The organism is Streptomyces sp. NPDC050560 (assembly GCF_044457285.1).
Taxonomy (GTDB): Bacteria; Actinomycetota; Actinomycetes; order Streptomycetales; family Streptomycetaceae; genus Streptomyces.
In genome coordinates this window covers 176222-193200 of the sequence record NZ_JBITGT010000001.1, presented here as the reverse complement: position 1 = coordinate 193200, position 16979 = coordinate 176222, and the positions used below count along the sequence as shown (strand labels likewise).

The following is a 16979-nucleotide window of genomic DNA, read 5'->3' as shown; positions in this document are numbered from 1 at the left end:
CTTCAACTCGCCTGAGCGAAAACGCTTTTCGACGCCGCCGCAGGTTTTTCCCTGCCGTGGAAGTCGGGTTCCGTTCCGGCCCCCGCCCCGCTTCGGCCCGGCGTCCGTCGGCGCCCTGTCCCGCTGCCGTCCCGGCACCGGGAGGGGGAGCGGCGCCGCGGCTCCCGGCACGCCCGAATGCGTCCCCGTGGTGTTCCGGATCGCGCCGTTTCGGTGGCTTCCGCGTCCGACTTGTGGAATCCGTGCGGAGGGCGACCGCCGCGTTCCGGCTTGTTCCCGCGTACCGGTGTCGGCCACGGCCCCCGCCGACCGCTCCGTTTCGGCGCCGGGGTGCCCGTACGGGCACGGAAGGCCGGAACGGACCGTCCCGCGGCCCCTCGCACCGCCCGCGGCCCGCGGGGCACCCCGGCCCCCTGTGGCGGGTTTCCCCGCGTTCACCACCGCGTCCCGGCGCCGCGCCCCCTCGCTCCCGGCCGCGCCACGGCCGCGGCGCGCGGGTCGTGCGCGCGGGCGCGCGCGAAGAAGGACGAGCGCGCTCCCGGCGCCCCGCTCCCGCCCGTGTCAACAGGCCGCACCGTGTCCTCACCGCCTCACCATTGCGTCGGGAGCGCCGCTCATGCATGCTCCGGTGAACGCGGCGCCACTCGCGCAGGTGAACGTCGCACGACGTCGGAGTGCCCCGGCCGGGACCTGGGCAGGAGAGGAGTGGCGCCGTACTCTTGGGGTACGGAATGGGTTAGCTGAATCCCGGACGACGCCCCGGCGCACGACCCTTCCGCTCCGGCGCGCTTCCCCGGGAACCGGGCTCCCCGGAGCCCTTGTTGTATCTTGCCGTTCCCAGTTCCCGACAAGTCCCCGATATCCGTGTCCCCCGCAGCGACCCCGCTGCCCGCAGACCTTGACAGCCGCACCTGACAGCCGCTCCTCCCCCAGAGGACCTCCCCTCGCCCGAGACACCGATGGCCGGTCACGAACACTTCGAACCAGCGGACCGCAAGCGGCAGGTAGCCGATCCCACGGCAGACCCCCTGGCGGCGGAAGAAACACGTCATTCCTGCGATCCAGCCTTCAAGCACGGGGTCGTCGTCGGCTTCGACGGCTCCACGTCGAGCGAGCGGGCCCTCGCGTACGCGATCGGTATGGCCGCCCGCTCCTCCTCAGGACTGATCATCGTCCATGTCGCCAACCGGCTGCCCACCACCGTCTGGGCGGGCTGCGAGCCCCCGGTTTTCGTCGACGTCCCCGACCACCGCACCGAGGTGCTCGGCCTCGAACTGGCCTGTGCGGACTATCTGAGCGACGTCCCCTGGATTCTCGTCGAGCGCGGCGGCGACATCTGTCACGAACTCGAAGAGGTCGGGCACGAGTACGAGGCCGACGCCATCGTGGTCGGCTCCACCCACGGCATCGTCGGCCGGATCTTCGGCTCGGTCGCGGGACGCCTCGCCCGCCGTGCGCAACGCCCCGTGATCGTCATCCCCTGACCCGGACACGTCCCGTACTGGTGCCCGCACCGGAACCATCTAATCTACTCACCGGTAGATGTGGATTGCGCCCTTGTGAAGGGTAGAAAACCGCTACCGGCAGTCACCGTCACGGCAGCGCCGGAGAGCGAGCCGCCGACCGGGGCGTGACGGTCACCGGCCGCGCGGCCAAGAGCCGGGGTAAGGGCGACCCCGGCGAACGAGGACGACCCCTGTGCGCGGGTGGCACGCACAGGGGTCGTTCGTGTTCCTGGCCTGGGGGGCCAGTCCCTCTCTTGTGGGTGGGCCGGGGTTCAAGATTCCTCGGGCTTTGCCCTCACTCCACTGTGACCGACTTTGCCAGGTTGCGGGGCTTGTCGATGTCGCGGCCCATGGCCAACGCCGTGTGGTAGGCGAGCAGTTGCAGCGGGATGCCCATCAGGATGGGGTCGAGTTCCGGCTCGTTGCGCGGCACCACGAGGGTGCGGTCCGCGACCGGCTGGTCGCGGTGGGCCACCGCCAGGATGCGGCCGTCGCGCGCCTTGATCTCCTGGAGCGCGGCCCTGTTCTTCTCCAGCAGGTCGTCGTCGGGCACGATCGCCACCGTCGGCAGCGTCGGGTCGATCAGCGCGAGCGGCCCGTGCTTCAGCTCCGACGCCGGGTACGCCTCGGCGTGGATGTACGAGACCTCCTTCAGCTTCAGCGACGCCTCCCGCGCCACCGGATAGCCCCGCACCCGCCCGATGAACATCATCGAACGCGCCCCGGTGTACTCCGCGGCCAGCCGCTCGATCTCCGCCTCCTGGCCCAGCACCTCCCCGATCTGCCCCGGCAGCCGCCGCAGCCCCTCGATGATCCGCCGCCCGTCCGCCACCGACAGGTCCCTGGTGCGGCCCAGGTGCAGCGCGAGCAGCGCGAACGCCACCGTGGTGTTGGTGAAGCACTTCGTCGACACCACGCACACCTCGGGCCCCGCGTGCACGTACACACCGCCGTCCGCCTCCCGCGCGATCGCCGAGCCCACGACGTTCACCACGCCGAGCACCCGGGCGCCCTTGCGCTTCAGCTCCTGCACCGCCGCCAGCACGTCGTACGTCTCACCCGACTGGGAGACCGCGACATAGAGGGTGTCCGGGTCGACGACGGGGTTGCGGTAGCGGAACTCGGACGCGGGCTCCGCGTCCGCGGGGATGCGCGCCAGCTCCTCGATCATCTGCGCCCCGATGAGGCCCGCGTGGTACGAGGTGCCGCAGCCGAGGATCTTCACCCGGCGCACCGCGCGCGCCTCCCGCGCGTCCAGGTTGAGCCCGCCCAGGTGCACGGTGGAGAACCGGTCGTCGATACGGCCGCGCAGCACCCGGTCCACCGCGTCGGGCTGCTCGTGGATCTCCTTGTGCATGAACGTGTCGTGATCGCCCATGCCGTACGACTCGGCCTCCCACTCCACGGTGGTCGGGGAGGCGGTGGTGCGGGTGCCCTCGGTGGTGTAGGTGCGGAAGTCGTCGGCCTTCAGGGTCGCCATCTCGCCGTCGTCGAGCGTGACGATCTGCCGGGTGTGCGCCACCAGCGCGGCCACGTCGGAGGCGACGAACATCTCCTTCTCGCCGATGCCGAGCACCACGGGCGAGCCGTTGCGCGCCGCCACGATCCGGTCCGGGAAGTCGGCGTGCAGCACCGCCACCCCGTACGTGCCCTCGACGAGGCGCAGCGCCTCCCTGACCCGCTCCTCCAGCGTCGGCGCCCCGGAGCGCGCGATGAGGTGGGTCAGCACCTCGGTGTCGGTCTCGGACAGGAACTCCACCCCGTCCGCGGTGAGTTTGGCGCGCAGCTCCTCGGCGTTGTCGATGATGCCGTTGTGCACCACCGCCACCTTGCCCTCCGCGTCCAGGTGCGGATGGGCGTTGACGTCGGAGGGGGCGCCGTGGGTGGCCCAGCGGGTGTGCGCGATGCCGATGGTGCCCGCGAACCGCTTGGGCACGCGCGCCTCCAGGTCCCGAACCCGCCCCTTGGCCTTGATCATCTTCAGCCCCGCCGCCCGCGGCCCGGTGACGACCACGCCCGCCGAGTCGTAGCCCCGGTACTCCAGCCGCTGGAGCCCTTCGAGCAGCAGCGGCGCCACGTCCCGGCGGCCGACGTAACCCACGATCCCGCACATACGCGTCCCTCCCACGGTGCCGCGGCGCGCGGGCCTGCCCCGCCGCGCCGCCGTACGGGCCCGTCAGCCGTAGACGATCCGCCTGAGCTGCCGCAGGGACAGCTCGGGCGGTGCCACGGCCCGGTGCCCCAGCTCCTCGGCGATACGTTCGAAGATCGCCGTGTTCACCAGGCCCCGCCCTCTCAGCTCGCGGTGCCTGCGGCGCACGAACTCCTCGGCGGACTCGTCGAAGTAGGCGAGTACGTCCTGGACCACCCGGGCCGCCTCGCCGCGGTTCAGCGGCGTGCTGCGGGTCAGATGGTCGACCAGTTCGTCGTGCACCGGATGATCCTGGCCTTGCGGTCGCCCCATACGCAACAATCCTGCCCGATTTCGGGCAGGGGCGTGTCGTTACGGGGCGCGTCCCGCCGGGCGACTCGCTCCCGCCGCCGCCCCGCTCCCGCCGCTCGGTCGGCCCGGGGGAGGGCCGCCTCACATCTTCCGCAGCACCGCCTGCTTGGCCACGCTGAACTCCTCGTCCGTCAGCACGCCCCCGCGGTGCAGCTCGCCCAGCTCCTGGAGCCTGCGCAGCAGCACGTCGTGGTCGTCGGAGGCCGGGCCGCCGAGCGTCTTGGGCGCCTTGTCCACGGCGTGCGGATGGGGCAGCCTGGCCTGCACCGCGGCGGCGGCGAGCGCCATCAGCGGGTCCTTCTTGAAGCCCCACAGCTCCACCGCGTGCGGATCGTGCTTGGGCGCCGACTTGCCGGTCTGGCCGCGCACCGTGAAGCGCAGATAGCCGTTCTCCATGGCCATCGACGGCTGCCACTCGACCGCGGTGATCTCGCCGAGCGGCAGCGTCCTCGGACCGGCCGCGGACTTGGCGTCGTTGGTCTTCCAGTTCCACTCCAGCCGTACCGTCTCCCCGTCGAAGGAGACCGAGCCGTCGCCCGCCGCCACGGTCAGCGGCACCGCGGGCCCCGGCAGCAGATACCCGTCCACGGGCCCCGACTCCGTGCCCGCGAGCCGCAGCGCGGCGCGGATCTCGTCGACCAGGTACTCGGCGACCCCGTAGCGCCCCGGCTCGACGGTGAGCTGATACGGGTCGGAGGCGTCGTGGAGCCTGCCGCCCGCGACCTGGACCAGCGGGTCGGCGCCGTCGCGCAGCCGCAGCCTGAGCCGCCCCGCCTTGCGCCCCCGCTCGATCGAGACACCGCGGATCGCTTCGAGCGGCACCGCAAGCTCGCCGAGTTCGCGGCGCAGCGGCGCCAGCGAGCGGTCGCCGCCCGGTACGAGGCGCAGCACGTCGTCGTCGAACGTCCAGGTTCCGTCGCGCTGGATGATGTCGGCCATGACGGAATTCTGTCATCGCCGCGCCCGCCGGGGCACGGGCCCCGGGCCGCCGCCGGGCTCCGGCGGGCGCGGCCCTCAGGCGATCGGGTTCTTCAGGGCGCCCACGAGCTGGAGCCCGCCCGAGGGGTCGCTGAGGTCCAGCATCTGGCGGTTGTCGCGCAGTTGCAGCCGGTTGAGGCAGGACAGCGCGAACGTCGGCGCGAACAGGTCGTAGCGCAGGAACTTCTCCTTGAACTCCGGGTGCGCCCGCTGGTAGTCGCGCGCGCAGTCGCCGACCGTGCGCCAGAACGCGTCCGCGTCCATGACGCCCTCCGTCACGAGGATCGCCGACAGGAAGCGCAGGAAGCAGTCGAAGACGTCCGTGAACAGGGAGAGCAGCCGCAGCTCCTCGGGGGTGTCGGTGACCACCCGGTCCACCCCCGGCGGCAGCTTCGCCTCGGGGTCGAGCACCGCTATCTCCTCCGCGATGTCCTTGAAGATCGCCCGCAGCACCGCGCCGCGCTCGTCGAGCACCAGGATGGTGTTCTCGCCGTGCGGCATGAACACCAGGTCGTACGCGTAGAAGCAGTGCAGCAGCGGGGTGAGGTAGGCGTCCAGGTAGCCGCGCAGCCACTCCTCGGGGGAGAGCCCGGAGCGGGCGACGAACGCTCCTGCCAGGGACGCGCCGAGCCGGTCGGTGTGCAGCAGCGCCGCCATCGTCACCACCCGCTCGCCCGGCCCGAGCCGCGGCACCGGGCTCTCCCGCCAGAGCGCGGCGAGCATCTTGCGGTACGGCGAGTAGCGGTCGGTGGCGCCCTCGAACTCCAGGTGCCTGTAGCCCACCGCGGCGCGCTCGCGCAGGATGGTCAGGCCGCTGGCGCGCAGCACGGGATCGCCTTCGACGAGCCCCGCCACCCAGTCGTTGATCTGCGGTGTCGCCGCCATGTACGCGGCCGAGAGGCCCCGCAGAAAGCCCATGTTGAGGATGGAGAGCGCGGTCTTCACATAGTGCCGCTCGGGGTGCGAGGCGTTGAAGAAGGTGCGTATGGACTGCTGGGGCCGGTAGTCGTCGTCGCCCTCGCCGAGCGGTACGAGGTAGCGCCTGGCCACCTCGGAGGCGAAGGTCACGGAGAGCCGGTGCCACCACTGCCAGGGGTGTACGGGTATCAGCAGGTAGTCGGCGGGGTCGAGGCCCTGGGCGCGCAGGGTGCCGCGGAAGCGTTCGAGCGTGGCCCCGCCCAGCTCCCCGGCGAGCAGTGACGCCTCGTCCAGGCCCTCGCCGACGCTGAGGGCCGCACGGTCGCGGTGCGCCGCGATCCAGATGAGACGGGTGGCGCGGGCCGTCTCCGGGGCGTACGCGAGGTACTCGGGGGAGGCGAAGCCGAGCCTGCCGCTGTTGGCGACGAAGCAGGGGTGGCCCTCCGTCATGGCCGACTCGACGGTCTGGAAGTCGGCCCCGGCCAGCTCGGCGGCGGTCGGCGCGGGCCCCGTCAGCTTGTAACAGAGCGCGGAGAGGGTGGAGGTGATCTCCTCCAGGTACACCGGGAGCACGGCGTCCCCGAGCCCCAGGGCGCCGCGCAGCTCGCTGAAGAAGTCCAGCGCGGACAGCGGGAGTTCGCGGCCGTCGGCGGCGCGGGCCCGGGTGAGGGAGTCCGCGTCGACGTGCCAGTGGTCGAGTTCGAGGAGCCGGGCCGCGAAGTGGTAGACGACGGTGCCGTCGTCGCTTGCCACGGTGAACCGCCCCGGGCTCTCCGGCTCGGGGCTCAGCAGCCGCTCGTGGGCGAACTCGGCGAGCGCCTTGCGCAGCAGCAGCCGGTTCGCCCGCTCCCAGTGCCCGGGGGTGAGGTGGGCGACGGACGCGTCGGGGTGGGCGGCGGCGGTGGTGACGGGGGGTGTGGGCAGCGGGGTCATACGGCGGCTCCTCGGGGGTGGCCGGGTGGGGGAGTGCGAGGGCCCGGCGGTGGGGGTGCCGGACCGGCCGAGGGGGACGGGGTGGTGCGGTCCCCGGCCGAGGGGCCGGGTGGTGCGCCCCGGCCGGGGTCAGGGGCTCTCGGGAGCGGGGCGGGTGGCGGCCGTGAACTGCTCGCGGGTGCAGAAGCTGAGCAGCGCCGTCTTCTCCGGCTTCTCGATCGGCCCCGCGGGGACGAAGCCCACGGTCTCATTCAGCCGGTGCACCGCGCCATTGCGTACATCGGGCTCGACGACGACCCGGCGCACCGCGGGGTCGGAGAACAGGAACTCCATCACGGTCCTGATGACGGCCCGGGTGAACCCGGTGAGCGGGGTGTCGGCGGGGGCCGTCAGGAAGTGCATGCCGATGTCGCCCGCTGCGGCCTCGTACAGGCCCTCAAGCTCGACGTGCGCCGGGTCGTAACGCTCCGTCAGAAACGCGGGCGCGCCGCGGTGCAGGCCGAGGAAGGCGTCGTGGTGGGGGTGGGCGGCGACGGCCGTGTACGCGCGCTCCACGTCCTGCCGTGAGGCGTTTCCCATGAGCCAGAAGGCGGACTTGGGGTGGGTCACCCAGGAGTGCACGACCTCGGCGTCCGCCGGCGGGTCGAGCGGTCTGAGCGCGAACTGCCCGAGCGCGGGGTCGGTGTGGGTGAACAGCGGCTGTGTCATTGCGGGTCGTCCTTCGGGGCCGAGAATTCCTGGAAGGCGATGGACCTCTCCACCGGGTACACCTCGCGTCCGGCGATCTCCCTGAGGATGTACGCGTTGCGGTAGGCGCCCATGCCGAGGTCGGGGCTGGTGACACTGTGGGTGTGGGTGCCCGCGTTCTGGAGGAATATCTCCCCGCCCGCGGTGTCGACGGAGTAGTCGCGGGCCACGTCGAAACGGCCGTGGCCGTCGAAGCGCAGGCGCTCGCGCACCGGGGCGAGGAAGTCGGGCACCCGGTAGCGGTACCCCGTCGCCAGGACGAGCCCCTCGGTGCGCAGTGTGACGTCCCGCCCCTGCTCCTCCTGGCGCAGCCCCAGCGTGTACGTGCCGTCCTGCGGGTCGTACGAGGCGCTGTGCAGCGCGGTGTTGGTGAGCAGCCTGGTGGGCACGGGGCCCGCGGCGCTCTTCTCGTAGAGCAGGTCGAAGATGGCGTTGATCAGTTCGCCGTCGATGCCCTTGAAGAGGCCCTTCTGCGAGGCTTCGAGGCGGTAGCGGGTGTCCTCGGGCAGCGCGTGGAAGTAGTCCGCGTACTCCGGCGAGGTCATCTCCAGCGTGAGCTTGGTGTATTCGAGCGGGAAGAAGCGCGGCGACCTGGTGACCCAGTCGAGCCGGTAGCCGCCCGCCCCGCCGTCGGGGATGCCGCCGAGAAGGTCGTAGTAGATCTCCGCGGCGGACTGGCCGCTGCCGACGAGGGTGATGGAACGCTTCTCCCGCAGCGCGTCGCGGCGCTCCAGATAGCGGGAGTTGTGCACCGCGTCCCCGCCGATGCCCTCGCAGGCAGGCGGCACATACGGCGGGGTGCCGGTGCCGAGCACCAGCCGGGGCGCGCGGTGGACCTCGCCGCCCGCGGTGCGCACGGCGTAGCGGCCGTCCTCGTACGTCACCTCGGTCACGGTGGTGCCGAAGCGCACCGAGGAGAGCCGGGCGGCGGCCCAGCGGCAGTAGTCGTTGTACTCGGTGCGCAGCGGATAGAAGTTCTCGCGTATGTAGAACGAGTACAACCGCCCTGAGTGCTTGAGGTAGTTGAGGAACGAGTACGGCGACGTGGGGTCGGCCAGCGTGACGAGGTCGGAGAGGAAGGGGGTCTGGAGGTGGGCGCCGGGCAGGAGCATCCCGGAGTGCCAGTCGAAGTCCTCCTTCGCCTCAAGGAACAGGCCCCGTATGCCGTCGAGGGGTTCCGTCAGGCAGGCGAGGCCGAGGTTGAAGGGGCCGAGTCCGATGCCGATGAAGTCCGCGGCGCCGTCCCGCCCCCCGGTGCTGCGCGGGGGCTCAGGCGGCGTGGTCACGGTGCTCCCCCAGATACCGGCCGGCGTGCTCCGCGATCAGTTCGAGCACCGCGGCGATGTCTTCGAGGGTCGTGGTGGGGTTGAGGAGGGTGAACTTGAGGTAGTCGTGCCCGTCCACGGTGGTCGCGGCGACCACCGCGTCGCCGGTGGCGGAGAGCATCCTGCGGGCGTGCCTGTTGGCCATGTCGATGGCCGCGGAGCCGGTGTCCGCGGTGGCGTTGTCGGGGATGCAGCGGAACACCAGGGTGGAGAGGCGGGGTTCGACCACCACGTCGAAGCGCGGGTCGGCCACCAGCATCCGCCATGCCCGGGAGGCCAGTTCGCAGACCTCGTCGAAGAGGTCCCCGATGGCGTCCGCGCCCATGATCCGCAGCGTCATCCAGAGCTTCAGCGCGTCGAAGCGGCGGGTGGTCTGTAGCGACTTGTCGACCTGGTTGGGGATGCGCTCCTCGGCCGCGTGCCGGGGGTTGAGGTAGTCCGCGTGGTAGGTGGCGTGCCGCAGCGTCGCCGCGTCCCGTACCAGCACCGCGCTCGAACTCACCGGCTGGAAGAACGACTTGTGGTAGTCCACGGTCACCGAGTCGGCCCGCTCGATGCCCGCGAGCAGGTGCCGGTTGGTGCGCGACACCAGCAGGCCGCAGCCGTACGCCGCGTCCACATGGAGCCAGATGCCGTAGCGCGCGCAGATGTCGGCGATCGGCTCCAGCGGGTCGATGGAGCCGAAGTCCGTGGTGCCGGCGGTCGCCACCACCGCCATCGGCAGGGTGCCCTCAAGCGCGCACTTCTTCAACTCCGCCTCCAGCGCCACCGGGTTCATCCGCCTGGCCGAGTCGCACGCCACCGTGACCACCGCGTCCCGGTCGAGCCCCAGCAGCCCGGCGGACTTGTTGACACTGAAGTGGGCGACCTCCGAGGCCAGCACCCGAAGCCGCCGCTGCGCGGGCGCGAAGGACTTGCACTCCTCGCGCGCCAGCAGCAGCGCCTGTAGATTGGACTGGGTGCCACCGCTGGTGAACACCCCGTCGGCGGCGGGTCCGTAGCCGATGCGGCCCGCGGTCCACTCGACGAGCCTGCGCTCGATGAGGGTGCCCCCCGCGGACTGGTCCCAGGTGTCGAGCGAGGAGTTCACCGCGCACAGCACGGCCTCGCCCACCACCGCCGGGATCACCACCGGGCAGTTGAGATGGGCGAGGTAGCGCGGATGGTGGAAGTAGACCGCGTCGCTGAGATAGACGTCCTCCAACTCGTCGAGCGCCGCGCTGGTGTCGCCGAGCGGGCGGTCGAGGTCGATGTGCGCGAACCGGGGCGCGAGTTCGTCGGGGGTGATGCCGGTGAAAGGCCGTTCGGTGGCGGCGAGTCTCGCGGCCACCCGCTCGATTCCCTCGGTGACGGCGCGCCGGTAACCGTCCGCCGTCGTGCCGTTGAGCAGGTGCGAGCGCATGAAGATCCTCCGGTTCTGGGGGCATGGGGAGGCGATCTTGATTAGGAGAGGCTAACCTTAATTGTTTGTACGAAAACATGGTTGTGCCACAGGCAGATTCCGGTCTCCCACCAGGGCTGCCGTTGCCGTGCGAACGCGGCGGTACACGGCGGCGACCGCCGAACGTCGCCCCGGCGATACCTGTCCGCGGCGCTCCCGCGCGGTGGCTTTCGGGCTATCTGCGGGCGGCGCGCAGTTGCTCCTCCGTCAGACCGCGGCGCCAGTAGCCGACGAAGGTGACCTGGGAGCGCTCGAAGCCCCGCTCGCCCACGAGGTGGCGGCGCAGCTCCCTGACGTTTCCCGACTCCCCGGCGAGCCAGGCGTACGGGGCCGCGGTGGGCGGCAGTTCGAGGCGGCGCAGCGCGCTCAGCGCGCAGGGCGCACCCTCCTCCCGTACCAGCCAGGTGAGATGGGCGTCGGCGGCGGTGCGCAGCGGCTGGCGGTCGCCCGCGCGGGGCACTTCGAGCAGCACGCGCGCGTGCAGCCCGGCCGGCAGCGACTCCAGGATGGCCCCGGCGGCGGGCAGCGCGGTCTCGTCGGCCCACATCACCAGCAGGTCCGAGCCCGCGGGTGGCCGAAATCGTACGGCTGTGTTGTTTGTCACCGCGGGTCCGAGGATCACCACTTTGTCGCCCGGCGCGGCGGTCGCGGCCCAGCGCGCCGCGGGGCCCGCGTCGCCGCCGCGGCCGACGCCGTGCAGCACGAAGTCGATATCGATCTCGGTGCCGCCGCCGGGCGCCGGGCGCTGCGCGCGCACCGTGTACGAGCGCATCACCGCCCGGATGTCGTCGGGCAGCTCACGCCACGCGTGCCACCAGCCGTCGCCCGCGTCCACCGGCACGACCGGCTCCCGCAGCCCCGGGGCAGGCAGGAAGAGCGACACGCTCTGGTCGCAGCCGCCGGAGGCGAACGCGTCGAGCCCCTCGCCCCCGAGTGTGACCCGGGTGTGGGAGGGCCCGAGGCGTTGGGCGCGCACCACCCCCGCGGCGAAGAACCGGAACGGGGCTGCCACGACGGCGGTGGACATACGTGCTCCTGGAGCGCTTGAACGGAGCCGCGCGCGGGCGCGCGGGAGGTGCGGAGTGGTGGGGGAGCGGTCGTCAGGGCGCGGGCGTGGGCGCGCGCCGGGGCCCGGGGTGGTGGGCGGTGACTCACCGGGGGGCGGGCGGGCGCACGACACCGTGCCGTGCCCCGGCCGCGCCGGGTGTGTGAGGGGGCGCACGGCGGTACGGGTGTGCCGTGCGGGACCTGGCGGGGCTCGTGGCCCCCCGGGTCAACTGACCTTCTTGGCCTTCTCGATGGCGTCCGCCAGATCCTCAAGGATCGGCGCGCATTTGTCGTACGAGTAGATGGGTTCGGCGACGCGCGGGATCACCTGGCCCGCGGCCACCGCGGGGAGCTTGCGCCACGTCGGCTTCGAGCCGTCGAGGACGCTCGGCTGGATGGCCGAGGAGCGGTTGTCCATCATGATCACGTCGGCCTTGTACTTGTTGACGTTCTCCCAGCTCAGGTTCTCGAACCAGCCGCCGCTGCCCTTCTTCGCGGACTCGGGCGGCTCGACGAAGTCGACCCCGAGCGCCTTGAAGTACTCCAGGTCGGCCGAGAGGTTGGTGCCGGACACATAGAAGATGTCCTGGCTGGCGGAGCCCGCCATGACCTTGATGCCGGGGTGTGCCTTGGCGACCGAGCGCAGCCGCGCCGCGGCGTCCTCGAAGCGCTTCTTGGCCTTGACGATCGGGTCGGACCCCGGGTCGGCGCCGAGGGTCTTGGCGAGGGCCAGCAAACGTTCGAGCGGCTTCGTCATCTGGCGGTCGTAGACGCTGATGCCGACGCTCGGGGCGAGCCCCAGGATCTTGTCCTTGGACTCGTCCGGCACGTACCAGAGGGTGCCCGCGTCGTCGAACATGGTGGAGATCAGCAGGTCGGGCGCGAGGCCCGCGTACTTCTCGATGTTGAACTGGCCCCACTCGTTGCCGAGCAGGGTCAGCTTGGAGATGTCGAGGCCGCCGGCCTGGACGTCGGGCTTGCCGTCCTTGGTCTTCGTGGGTCCGAAGACGCCCTTCACCTCGACGCCGTAGTCGTGCAGCGCGGCGGCCACCCCCGTGAAGGCGACGACGCTGGTCGGCGTCTTGTCGGCCTTCGCCGTCTTCCCCCGGTCGTCCTTGAAGCTCCAGGGGCCCGATTTCGCCGCCTTGGAGCCGCCGCCCTTGTCGGAGTCGCCGTCGTCGCCGCAGGCGGCGAGGGTGGCCGCGAGGCCGACGGCACCGGCGCCCGCGAGCAGGCCACGGCGGGAAAGGGGGGTGCTGGGCATGAGGGTTCGCTTCCGACGACTGACTGGGCCGCTGTTTAGCTTAGGCTACCCTAATTGCCCTCTCGCCTCCCGCACGCCCCACCCCTCCCGGGCCTCCCGGCCTCCGGCGCCCTCCCGGCCCGCCCACGCGGCCTCCCGCACGCCCCCGCTCAGGCGCCGGGCAGCCGCAGTTCCCTGGCGATCAGCATCCGCTGCACCTCGCTCGTGCCCTCGCCGATCTCCAGGATCTTCGCGTCCCGCCACATCCGGGCGACCGGGTACTCGTTCATGAAGCCGTAGCCGCCGTGCACCTGGGTGGCGTCGCGGGCGTTGTCCACGGCCACCGTCGAGGCGTACAGCTTCGCCAGCGCCGCCTCCTTCTTGAACCGCTCCCCGTGCACAAGGCGCGACGCGGCGTCCCGCCAGGCGAGCCTCGCGGTGTGCGCCTTCATCTCCATGTCCGCGATCTTGAACTGCATCGCCTGGTACGAGCCGATCTGCCGGCCGAACGCCCGCCGCTCGCGCGCGTACTTCACCGACTCGTCCACACAGCCCTGCGCGAGCCCGGTGGCGAGGGCGGCGATCGCGATCCTGCCCTCGTCGAGGATGCGCAGGAACTGCGCGTAGCCGCGCCCCTCCTCGCCGAGCAGGTTCTCCCGGGGCACCCGTACGCCGGAGAAGGACAGCTCGCGCGTGTCGGACGCGCTCCAGCCGACCTTCGAGTACGGCGGCGCCACCGTGAACCCGGGCGTGCCCGAGGGCACGATGACCGTCGAGATGCGCGGCGCGCCGTCCTCGCCCCTGCCGGTGACCGCGGCGACCGTGACCAGGCCCGTGATGTCCGTGCCCGAGTTGGTGATGAAGCACTTGGTGCCGTCCACCACCCACTCCCCGGCAGCCTCGTCGAGCCGCGCCGTGGTGCGGGCGGCGCCCGCGTCGGAGCCGCCGTCGGGCTCCGTCAGGCCGAAGGCGCCCAGGATCTCGCCCGAGCACAGCCGCGGCAGCCAGGTGCGCTTCTGCTCCTCGGTGCCGAAGAGGTGGACCGGCATCGCGCCGAGCGAGACGCCCGCCTCCAGGGTGATCGCCACCGAGGAGTCCACCCTGGCCAGCTCCTCAAGCGCGATCCCGAGCGCCAGGTAGTCGCCGCCCATGCCGCCGTACTCCTCGGGGAACGGCAGCCCGAACAGGCCCATGCGGCCCATCTCCCGCACGATCTCGTACGGGAACTCGTGCCGCTCGTAGAAGTCGCCGATCTTGGGTGCGACGACGTCGCGGGCGAACTCCGCCACGGTGCGGCGCAGTTCCTCGTGGTCGTCGGAGAGCCGGTGGTCGAGGGTCATGAGGGTGTCTCCTCCTGGGACGGGTCCGCCGCGGTCCCGGTCAGGGCGCGCACGGTGCGGGAGGGGCTCGGCCTGCCGAGGTGCGCGGCGAGCCAGGTGCTGGTGGCGACGAGCCGGGCGAGGTCGACGCCCGTCTCGATACCGAGTCCGTGCAGCATCCACACGAGGTCCTCGGTGGCGAGGTTGCCGGTGGCGCTCTTCGCGAACGGGCAGCCGCCGAGGCCGCCCGCGGAGGCGTCGACCGTGGTGACGCCGTGTTCGAGCGCGGCCAGGGTGTTCGCGAGCGCCTGGCCGTAGGTGTCGTGGAAGTGGACGGCGAGGGCGCCGGTGGCGACGCCCGCGTCGTTCAGCGCGGTCAGCAGCGCGCGCACCTGTCCCGGGGTGGCGACCCCGATGGTGTCGCCGAGGCTCAGCTCCGTGCACCCGAGGCCGATCAGCTCCCGGCACACCCGCACCACCTGCTCCCGGGGGACCGGGCCCTCCCAGGGGTCGCCGAAGCACATCGACAGATAGCCGCGCACCGGGGCCCCCTCGGCACGCGCGCGTGCCACGACGGGCGCGAACATGGCCAGGGACTCGTCGACCGTGCGGTTGAGGTTGGCGCGCGCGAAGGACTCGGTGGCGCTGGCGAACACCGCGATCCTGCGGGCGCCGAGGGCCAGCGCCCGGTCGAGCCCGCGCTCGTTCGGCACCAGTACCGGAAGCTCCACCGGCAGCTCGCGCACCAGCGGGAACAGCTCCCCCGCGTCGGCGAGCTGGGGCACCCACGTGGGGTGGACGAAGCTCGTGGCCTCGACGGTGCTCAGGCCCGCGGCCGCGAGCCGGTGGATGAACTCGGCCTTCACCGCGGTGGGCACGGTCTCCGCCTCGTTCTGGAGGCCGTCGCGCGCGCCGACCTCGTGGATGCGCACCCGCGCGGGAAGCCCCGGCGCGGGCACGGCCATCGGCAGCCCCTCGGTCATGACGCCGCCCCCTCCCGCGCCGCCTCGGCGGCCGGCTCGTCGCGGGGCGCGACGACCGCGAGCACCTCGTCCATGGCCACCGTGGTGCCGGGGGCGGCGTCCAGCTCGGTCACGGTGCCCGCGTGCGGCGCGGAGATCACGTGCTCCATCTTCATGGCCTCCACCACCAGCAGGCTCTGCCCCGCCGCCACCTCGTCGCCGACGGCGGCCTTGACCACCGTCACCGTGCCGGGCATCGGCGCCGTGAGGGTGTCCGCGCCCGGGTGGGCGGCGGTGTCGAGGGCGGCCGCCACCGGGTCGTGGTCGCGCACCTCCCACGCGTCGCCATCCCTGCCGAGCCAGTTGCCCGCGCGGTGGAAGGTGTGCCGTACGCCGTCGACGGTGACGCTCACCCGGTCCTCGGTGACGTCCGCGCCCCGGTCGGCCAGCTCGTGGGTGACGGGCGCGAGTCCCGGGACGCGCAGCGGGAAGCGCAGCGGGGCGCTGTCACCGCCGAGCCGCCAGCCGGTGGGCGCCGCGAACGGGTCGCGCCAGCCGCCGGGTCCGGGCCCTGGCTCCAGCGCGGCGGCGCGCGCCGCGGCCGCCGCCTCGTACACCTCCGCGGGCACCGGAGGGTCCGCGAGCGCGTCGAGTTCGCGCTCGACGAGGCCGGTGTCGAGGTCGCCCGCGCGCACCGCGGGCAGGTCGAGCAGGCGGCGCAGCAGCCCCGCGTTGGTGGGCACGCCCAGCGTGACGGTCCCCGCGAGCGCGGCGCGCAGCCTGCGCAGCGCGGTGGCCCGGTCGGGCCCGTGCGCGATGACCTTCGCCAGCATGGGGTCGTAGCGGCTGCCGACCTCGGTGCCCTCGTCGAGCCCCGAGTCGACCCGCACGCCCTCGCCCACGGGCTCGCGCAGCGCCAGCACCCTGCCGCCGGTGGGCAGGAAGCCGCGTGCGTCACCGCGTACCGACAGCGTCTCCGCGCACAGCCGCGCCTCGATCGCGTGCCCGTGGAAGGCGATCTCGTCCTGGGTGAACGCCAGCGGCTCCCCGGCCGCGACCCGCAGTTGCCACGCCACCAGGTCGAGCCCGGTGACCAGCTCCGTGACCGGGTGCTCCACCTGGAGGCGGGTGTTCATCTCCATGAAGCAGTACGCGCCCGGGTCGGCGCCCGGCACGATGAACTCCACGGTGCCCGCGCCGCGGTAGCCGCAGGAGCGCGCCGCGCGCACCGCGGCCTCGCCCATCGCGGCGCGGGTGGCCCCGTCGAGCAGCACGCTGGGCGCCTCCTCGACCAGCTTCTGGTGGCGGCGCTGGAGCGAGCACTCGCGCTCGCCCAGGTGCACCACGCCCCCGTGCCCGTCCGCGAGGACCTGGATCTCGATGTGCCGGGGATTCTCGATCCACCGCTCCACCAGCAGCGTGTCGTCGCCGAACGACGCGCGCGCCTCGCGTCGCGCGGCGGCGATCTCCTCGGGCAGCCGCTCCGGGGCGCGCACCAGGCGCATGCCCTTGCCGCCGCCGCCCGCCGACGGCTTCAGCAGCACCGGGAACCCGATCTCGCGCGCCGCGGCGGCCAGTTCCGCGTCGCCCGGGGTCCCGGTGGAGCCGGGCACCACGGGCACGCCCGCGGCCCGCACCGTCTCCTTGGCGCGGATCTTGTCGCCCATCAGCGCGATGGCGCTCGCCGGGGGGCCGACGAACGCGAGGCCCGCGGCCTCGCAGGCGGCGGCGAACGCCGCGTTCTCCGACAGGAAGCCGTAGCCGGGGTGGACCGCGCCCGCGCCGGTGCGGGCCGCCGCGTCCAGCAGCCGGTCGGAGCGCAGATAGCTCTCCACCGCAGGCGCGGGCCCGATGCGCACCGCGGTGTCGGCCTCGCGCACATGGCGCGCGTCGGCGTCCGCGTCGCTGAAGACGGCGGCGGAGCGGATACCGAGCGCGCGCAGCGTACGGATGATCCGTACCGCGATCTCGCCCCTGTTGGCCACGAGGACCGTGTCGAAGGGCGCCGCGGGGCTCGCCGGGCTCGTCGGGGTGTTCACCGAGGTGGCCATCGCCTGT

13 protein-coding genes are annotated in these 16979 nt (G+C 72.6%); 1 reads left to right on the top strand and 12 read right to left on the bottom strand.

Going from position 1 to position 16979, the window contains the following annotated elements; translation table 11 throughout:
- Positions 1 to 959: 959 nt before the first annotated feature.
- Complete coding sequence (locus ACIBIW_RS00835) at positions 960 to 1484, top strand: universal stress protein (RefSeq protein ID WP_399330447.1); 525 nt, start codon at positions 960 to 962, stop codon at positions 1482 to 1484.
- Between the two features lie 316 nt (positions 1485 to 1800).
- Here ACIBIW_RS00835 and glmS read toward each other — a convergent pair whose 3' ends face one another.
- From glmS to ACIBIW_RS00775, 12 genes are all read right to left on the bottom strand, one after another.
- A complete protein-coding gene (gene glmS / locus ACIBIW_RS00830; RefSeq protein WP_399330445.1) occupies positions 1801 to 3618 on the bottom strand; it encodes a glutamine--fructose-6-phosphate transaminase (isomerizing) in 1818 nt (605 codons plus the stop codon).
- A gap of 63 nt (positions 3619 to 3681) precedes the next feature.
- A complete protein-coding gene (locus ACIBIW_RS00825; RefSeq protein ID WP_399330443.1) occupies positions 3682 to 3969 on the bottom strand; it encodes a hypothetical protein in 288 nt (95 codons plus the stop codon).
- 120 nt (positions 3970 to 4089) lie between these two features.
- The gene (locus tag ACIBIW_RS00820; protein WP_399330441.1) at positions 4090 to 4947 is read right to left on the bottom strand and encodes a DUF4429 domain-containing protein; all 858 of its coding nucleotides are present in this window, start codon (positions 4945 to 4947) and stop codon (positions 4090 to 4092) included.
- Positions 4948 to 5022: 75 nt separating this feature from the next.
- Positions 5023 to 6837 carry an IucA/IucC family protein gene (locus tag ACIBIW_RS00815; protein WP_399330439.1) on the bottom strand — a complete coding sequence of 605 codons (1815 nt, stop codon included), beginning with the start codon at positions 6835 to 6837 and terminating at the stop codon, positions 5023 to 5025.
- 129 nt (positions 6838 to 6966) lie between these two features.
- Positions 6967 to 7545: a GNAT family N-acetyltransferase gene (locus tag ACIBIW_RS00810; RefSeq protein ID WP_399330437.1), complete on the bottom strand. Its 579-nt coding sequence runs from the start codon at positions 7543 to 7545 to the stop codon at positions 6967 to 6969.
- Positions 7542 to 8870: a lysine N(6)-hydroxylase/L-ornithine N(5)-oxygenase family protein gene (locus tag ACIBIW_RS00805; RefSeq protein ID WP_399330435.1), complete on the bottom strand. Its 1329-nt coding sequence runs from the start codon at positions 8868 to 8870 to the stop codon at positions 7542 to 7544. Before ACIBIW_RS00805 ends, ACIBIW_RS00810 begins: the two co-directional genes overlap by 4 nt.
- Entirely contained in the window at positions 8854 to 10311 is a 1458-nt protein-coding gene (locus tag ACIBIW_RS00800) for a pyridoxal phosphate-dependent decarboxylase family protein (RefSeq protein WP_399330433.1), read from the bottom strand. The genes ACIBIW_RS00805 and ACIBIW_RS00800 overlap by 17 nt, the downstream gene beginning before the upstream one ends.
- A gap of 214 nt (positions 10312 to 10525) precedes the next feature.
- Entirely contained in the window at positions 10526 to 11377 is an 852-nt protein-coding gene (locus ACIBIW_RS00795; protein ID WP_399330431.1) for a siderophore-interacting protein, read from the bottom strand.
- Positions 11378 to 11623: 246 nt separating this feature from the next.
- The gene (locus ACIBIW_RS00790) at positions 11624 to 12661 is read right to left on the bottom strand and encodes an ABC transporter substrate-binding protein (RefSeq protein ID WP_399330429.1); all 1038 of its coding nucleotides are present in this window, start codon (positions 12659 to 12661) and stop codon (positions 11624 to 11626) included.
- Positions 12662 to 12810: 149 nt separating this feature from the next.
- The gene (locus tag ACIBIW_RS00785) at positions 12811 to 13980 is read right to left on the bottom strand and encodes an acyl-CoA dehydrogenase family protein (RefSeq protein WP_399330427.1); all 1170 of its coding nucleotides are present in this window, start codon (positions 13978 to 13980) and stop codon (positions 12811 to 12813) included.
- Positions 13977 to 14942, bottom strand: a complete 966-nt coding sequence (locus ACIBIW_RS00780; protein ID WP_399330426.1) for a hydroxymethylglutaryl-CoA lyase — start codon at positions 14940 to 14942, stop codon at positions 13977 to 13979. Before ACIBIW_RS00780 ends, ACIBIW_RS00785 begins: the two co-directional genes overlap by 4 nt.
- Complete coding sequence (locus ACIBIW_RS00775) at positions 14939 to 16972, bottom strand: acetyl/propionyl/methylcrotonyl-CoA carboxylase subunit alpha (protein WP_399330424.1); 2034 nt, start codon at positions 16970 to 16972, stop codon at positions 14939 to 14941. The genes ACIBIW_RS00780 and ACIBIW_RS00775 overlap by 4 nt, the downstream gene beginning before the upstream one ends.
- Positions 16973 to 16979 lie beyond the last annotated feature (7 nt).

Bases quoted from the DNA above. Each gene is read 5' to 3' on its own strand.
- ACIBIW_RS00835 (WP_399330447.1), top strand. From the start codon at position 960: ATGGCCGGTCACGAACACTTCGAACCAGCGGACCGCAAGCGGCAGGTA.
- glmS (WP_399330445.1), bottom strand. From the start codon at position 3,618: ATGTGCGGGATCGTGGGTTACGTCGGCCGCCGGGACGTGGCGCCGCTG.
- ACIBIW_RS00825 (WP_399330443.1), bottom strand. From the start codon at position 3,969: ATGGGGCGACCGCAAGGCCAGGATCATCCGGTGCACGACGAACTGGTC.
- ACIBIW_RS00820 (WP_399330441.1), bottom strand. From the start codon at position 4,947: ATGGCCGACATCATCCAGCGCGACGGAACCTGGACGTTCGACGACGAC.
- ACIBIW_RS00815 (WP_399330439.1), bottom strand. From the start codon at position 6,837: ATGACCCCGCTGCCCACACCCCCCGTCACCACCGCCGCCGCCCACCCC.
- ACIBIW_RS00810 (WP_399330437.1), bottom strand. From the start codon at position 7,545: ATGACACAGCCGCTGTTCACCCACACCGACCCCGCGCTCGGGCAGTTC.
- ACIBIW_RS00800 (WP_399330433.1), bottom strand. From the start codon at position 10,311: ATGCGCTCGCACCTGCTCAACGGCACGACGGCGGACGGTTACCGGCGC.
- ACIBIW_RS00795 (WP_399330431.1), bottom strand. From the start codon at position 11,377: ATGTCCACCGCCGTCGTGGCAGCCCCGTTCCGGTTCTTCGCCGCGGGG.
- ACIBIW_RS00790 (WP_399330429.1), bottom strand. From the start codon at position 12,661: ATGCCCAGCACCCCCCTTTCCCGCCGTGGCCTGCTCGCGGGCGCCGGT.
- ACIBIW_RS00785 (WP_399330427.1), bottom strand. From the start codon at position 13,980: ATGACCCTCGACCACCGGCTCTCCGACGACCACGAGGAACTGCGCCGC.
- ACIBIW_RS00780 (WP_399330426.1), bottom strand. From the start codon at position 14,942: ATGACCGAGGGGCTGCCGATGGCCGTGCCCGCGCCGGGGCTTCCCGCG.
- ACIBIW_RS00775 (WP_399330424.1), bottom strand. From the start codon at position 16,972: ATGGCCACCTCGGTGAACACCCCGACGAGCCCGGCGAGCCCCGCGGCG.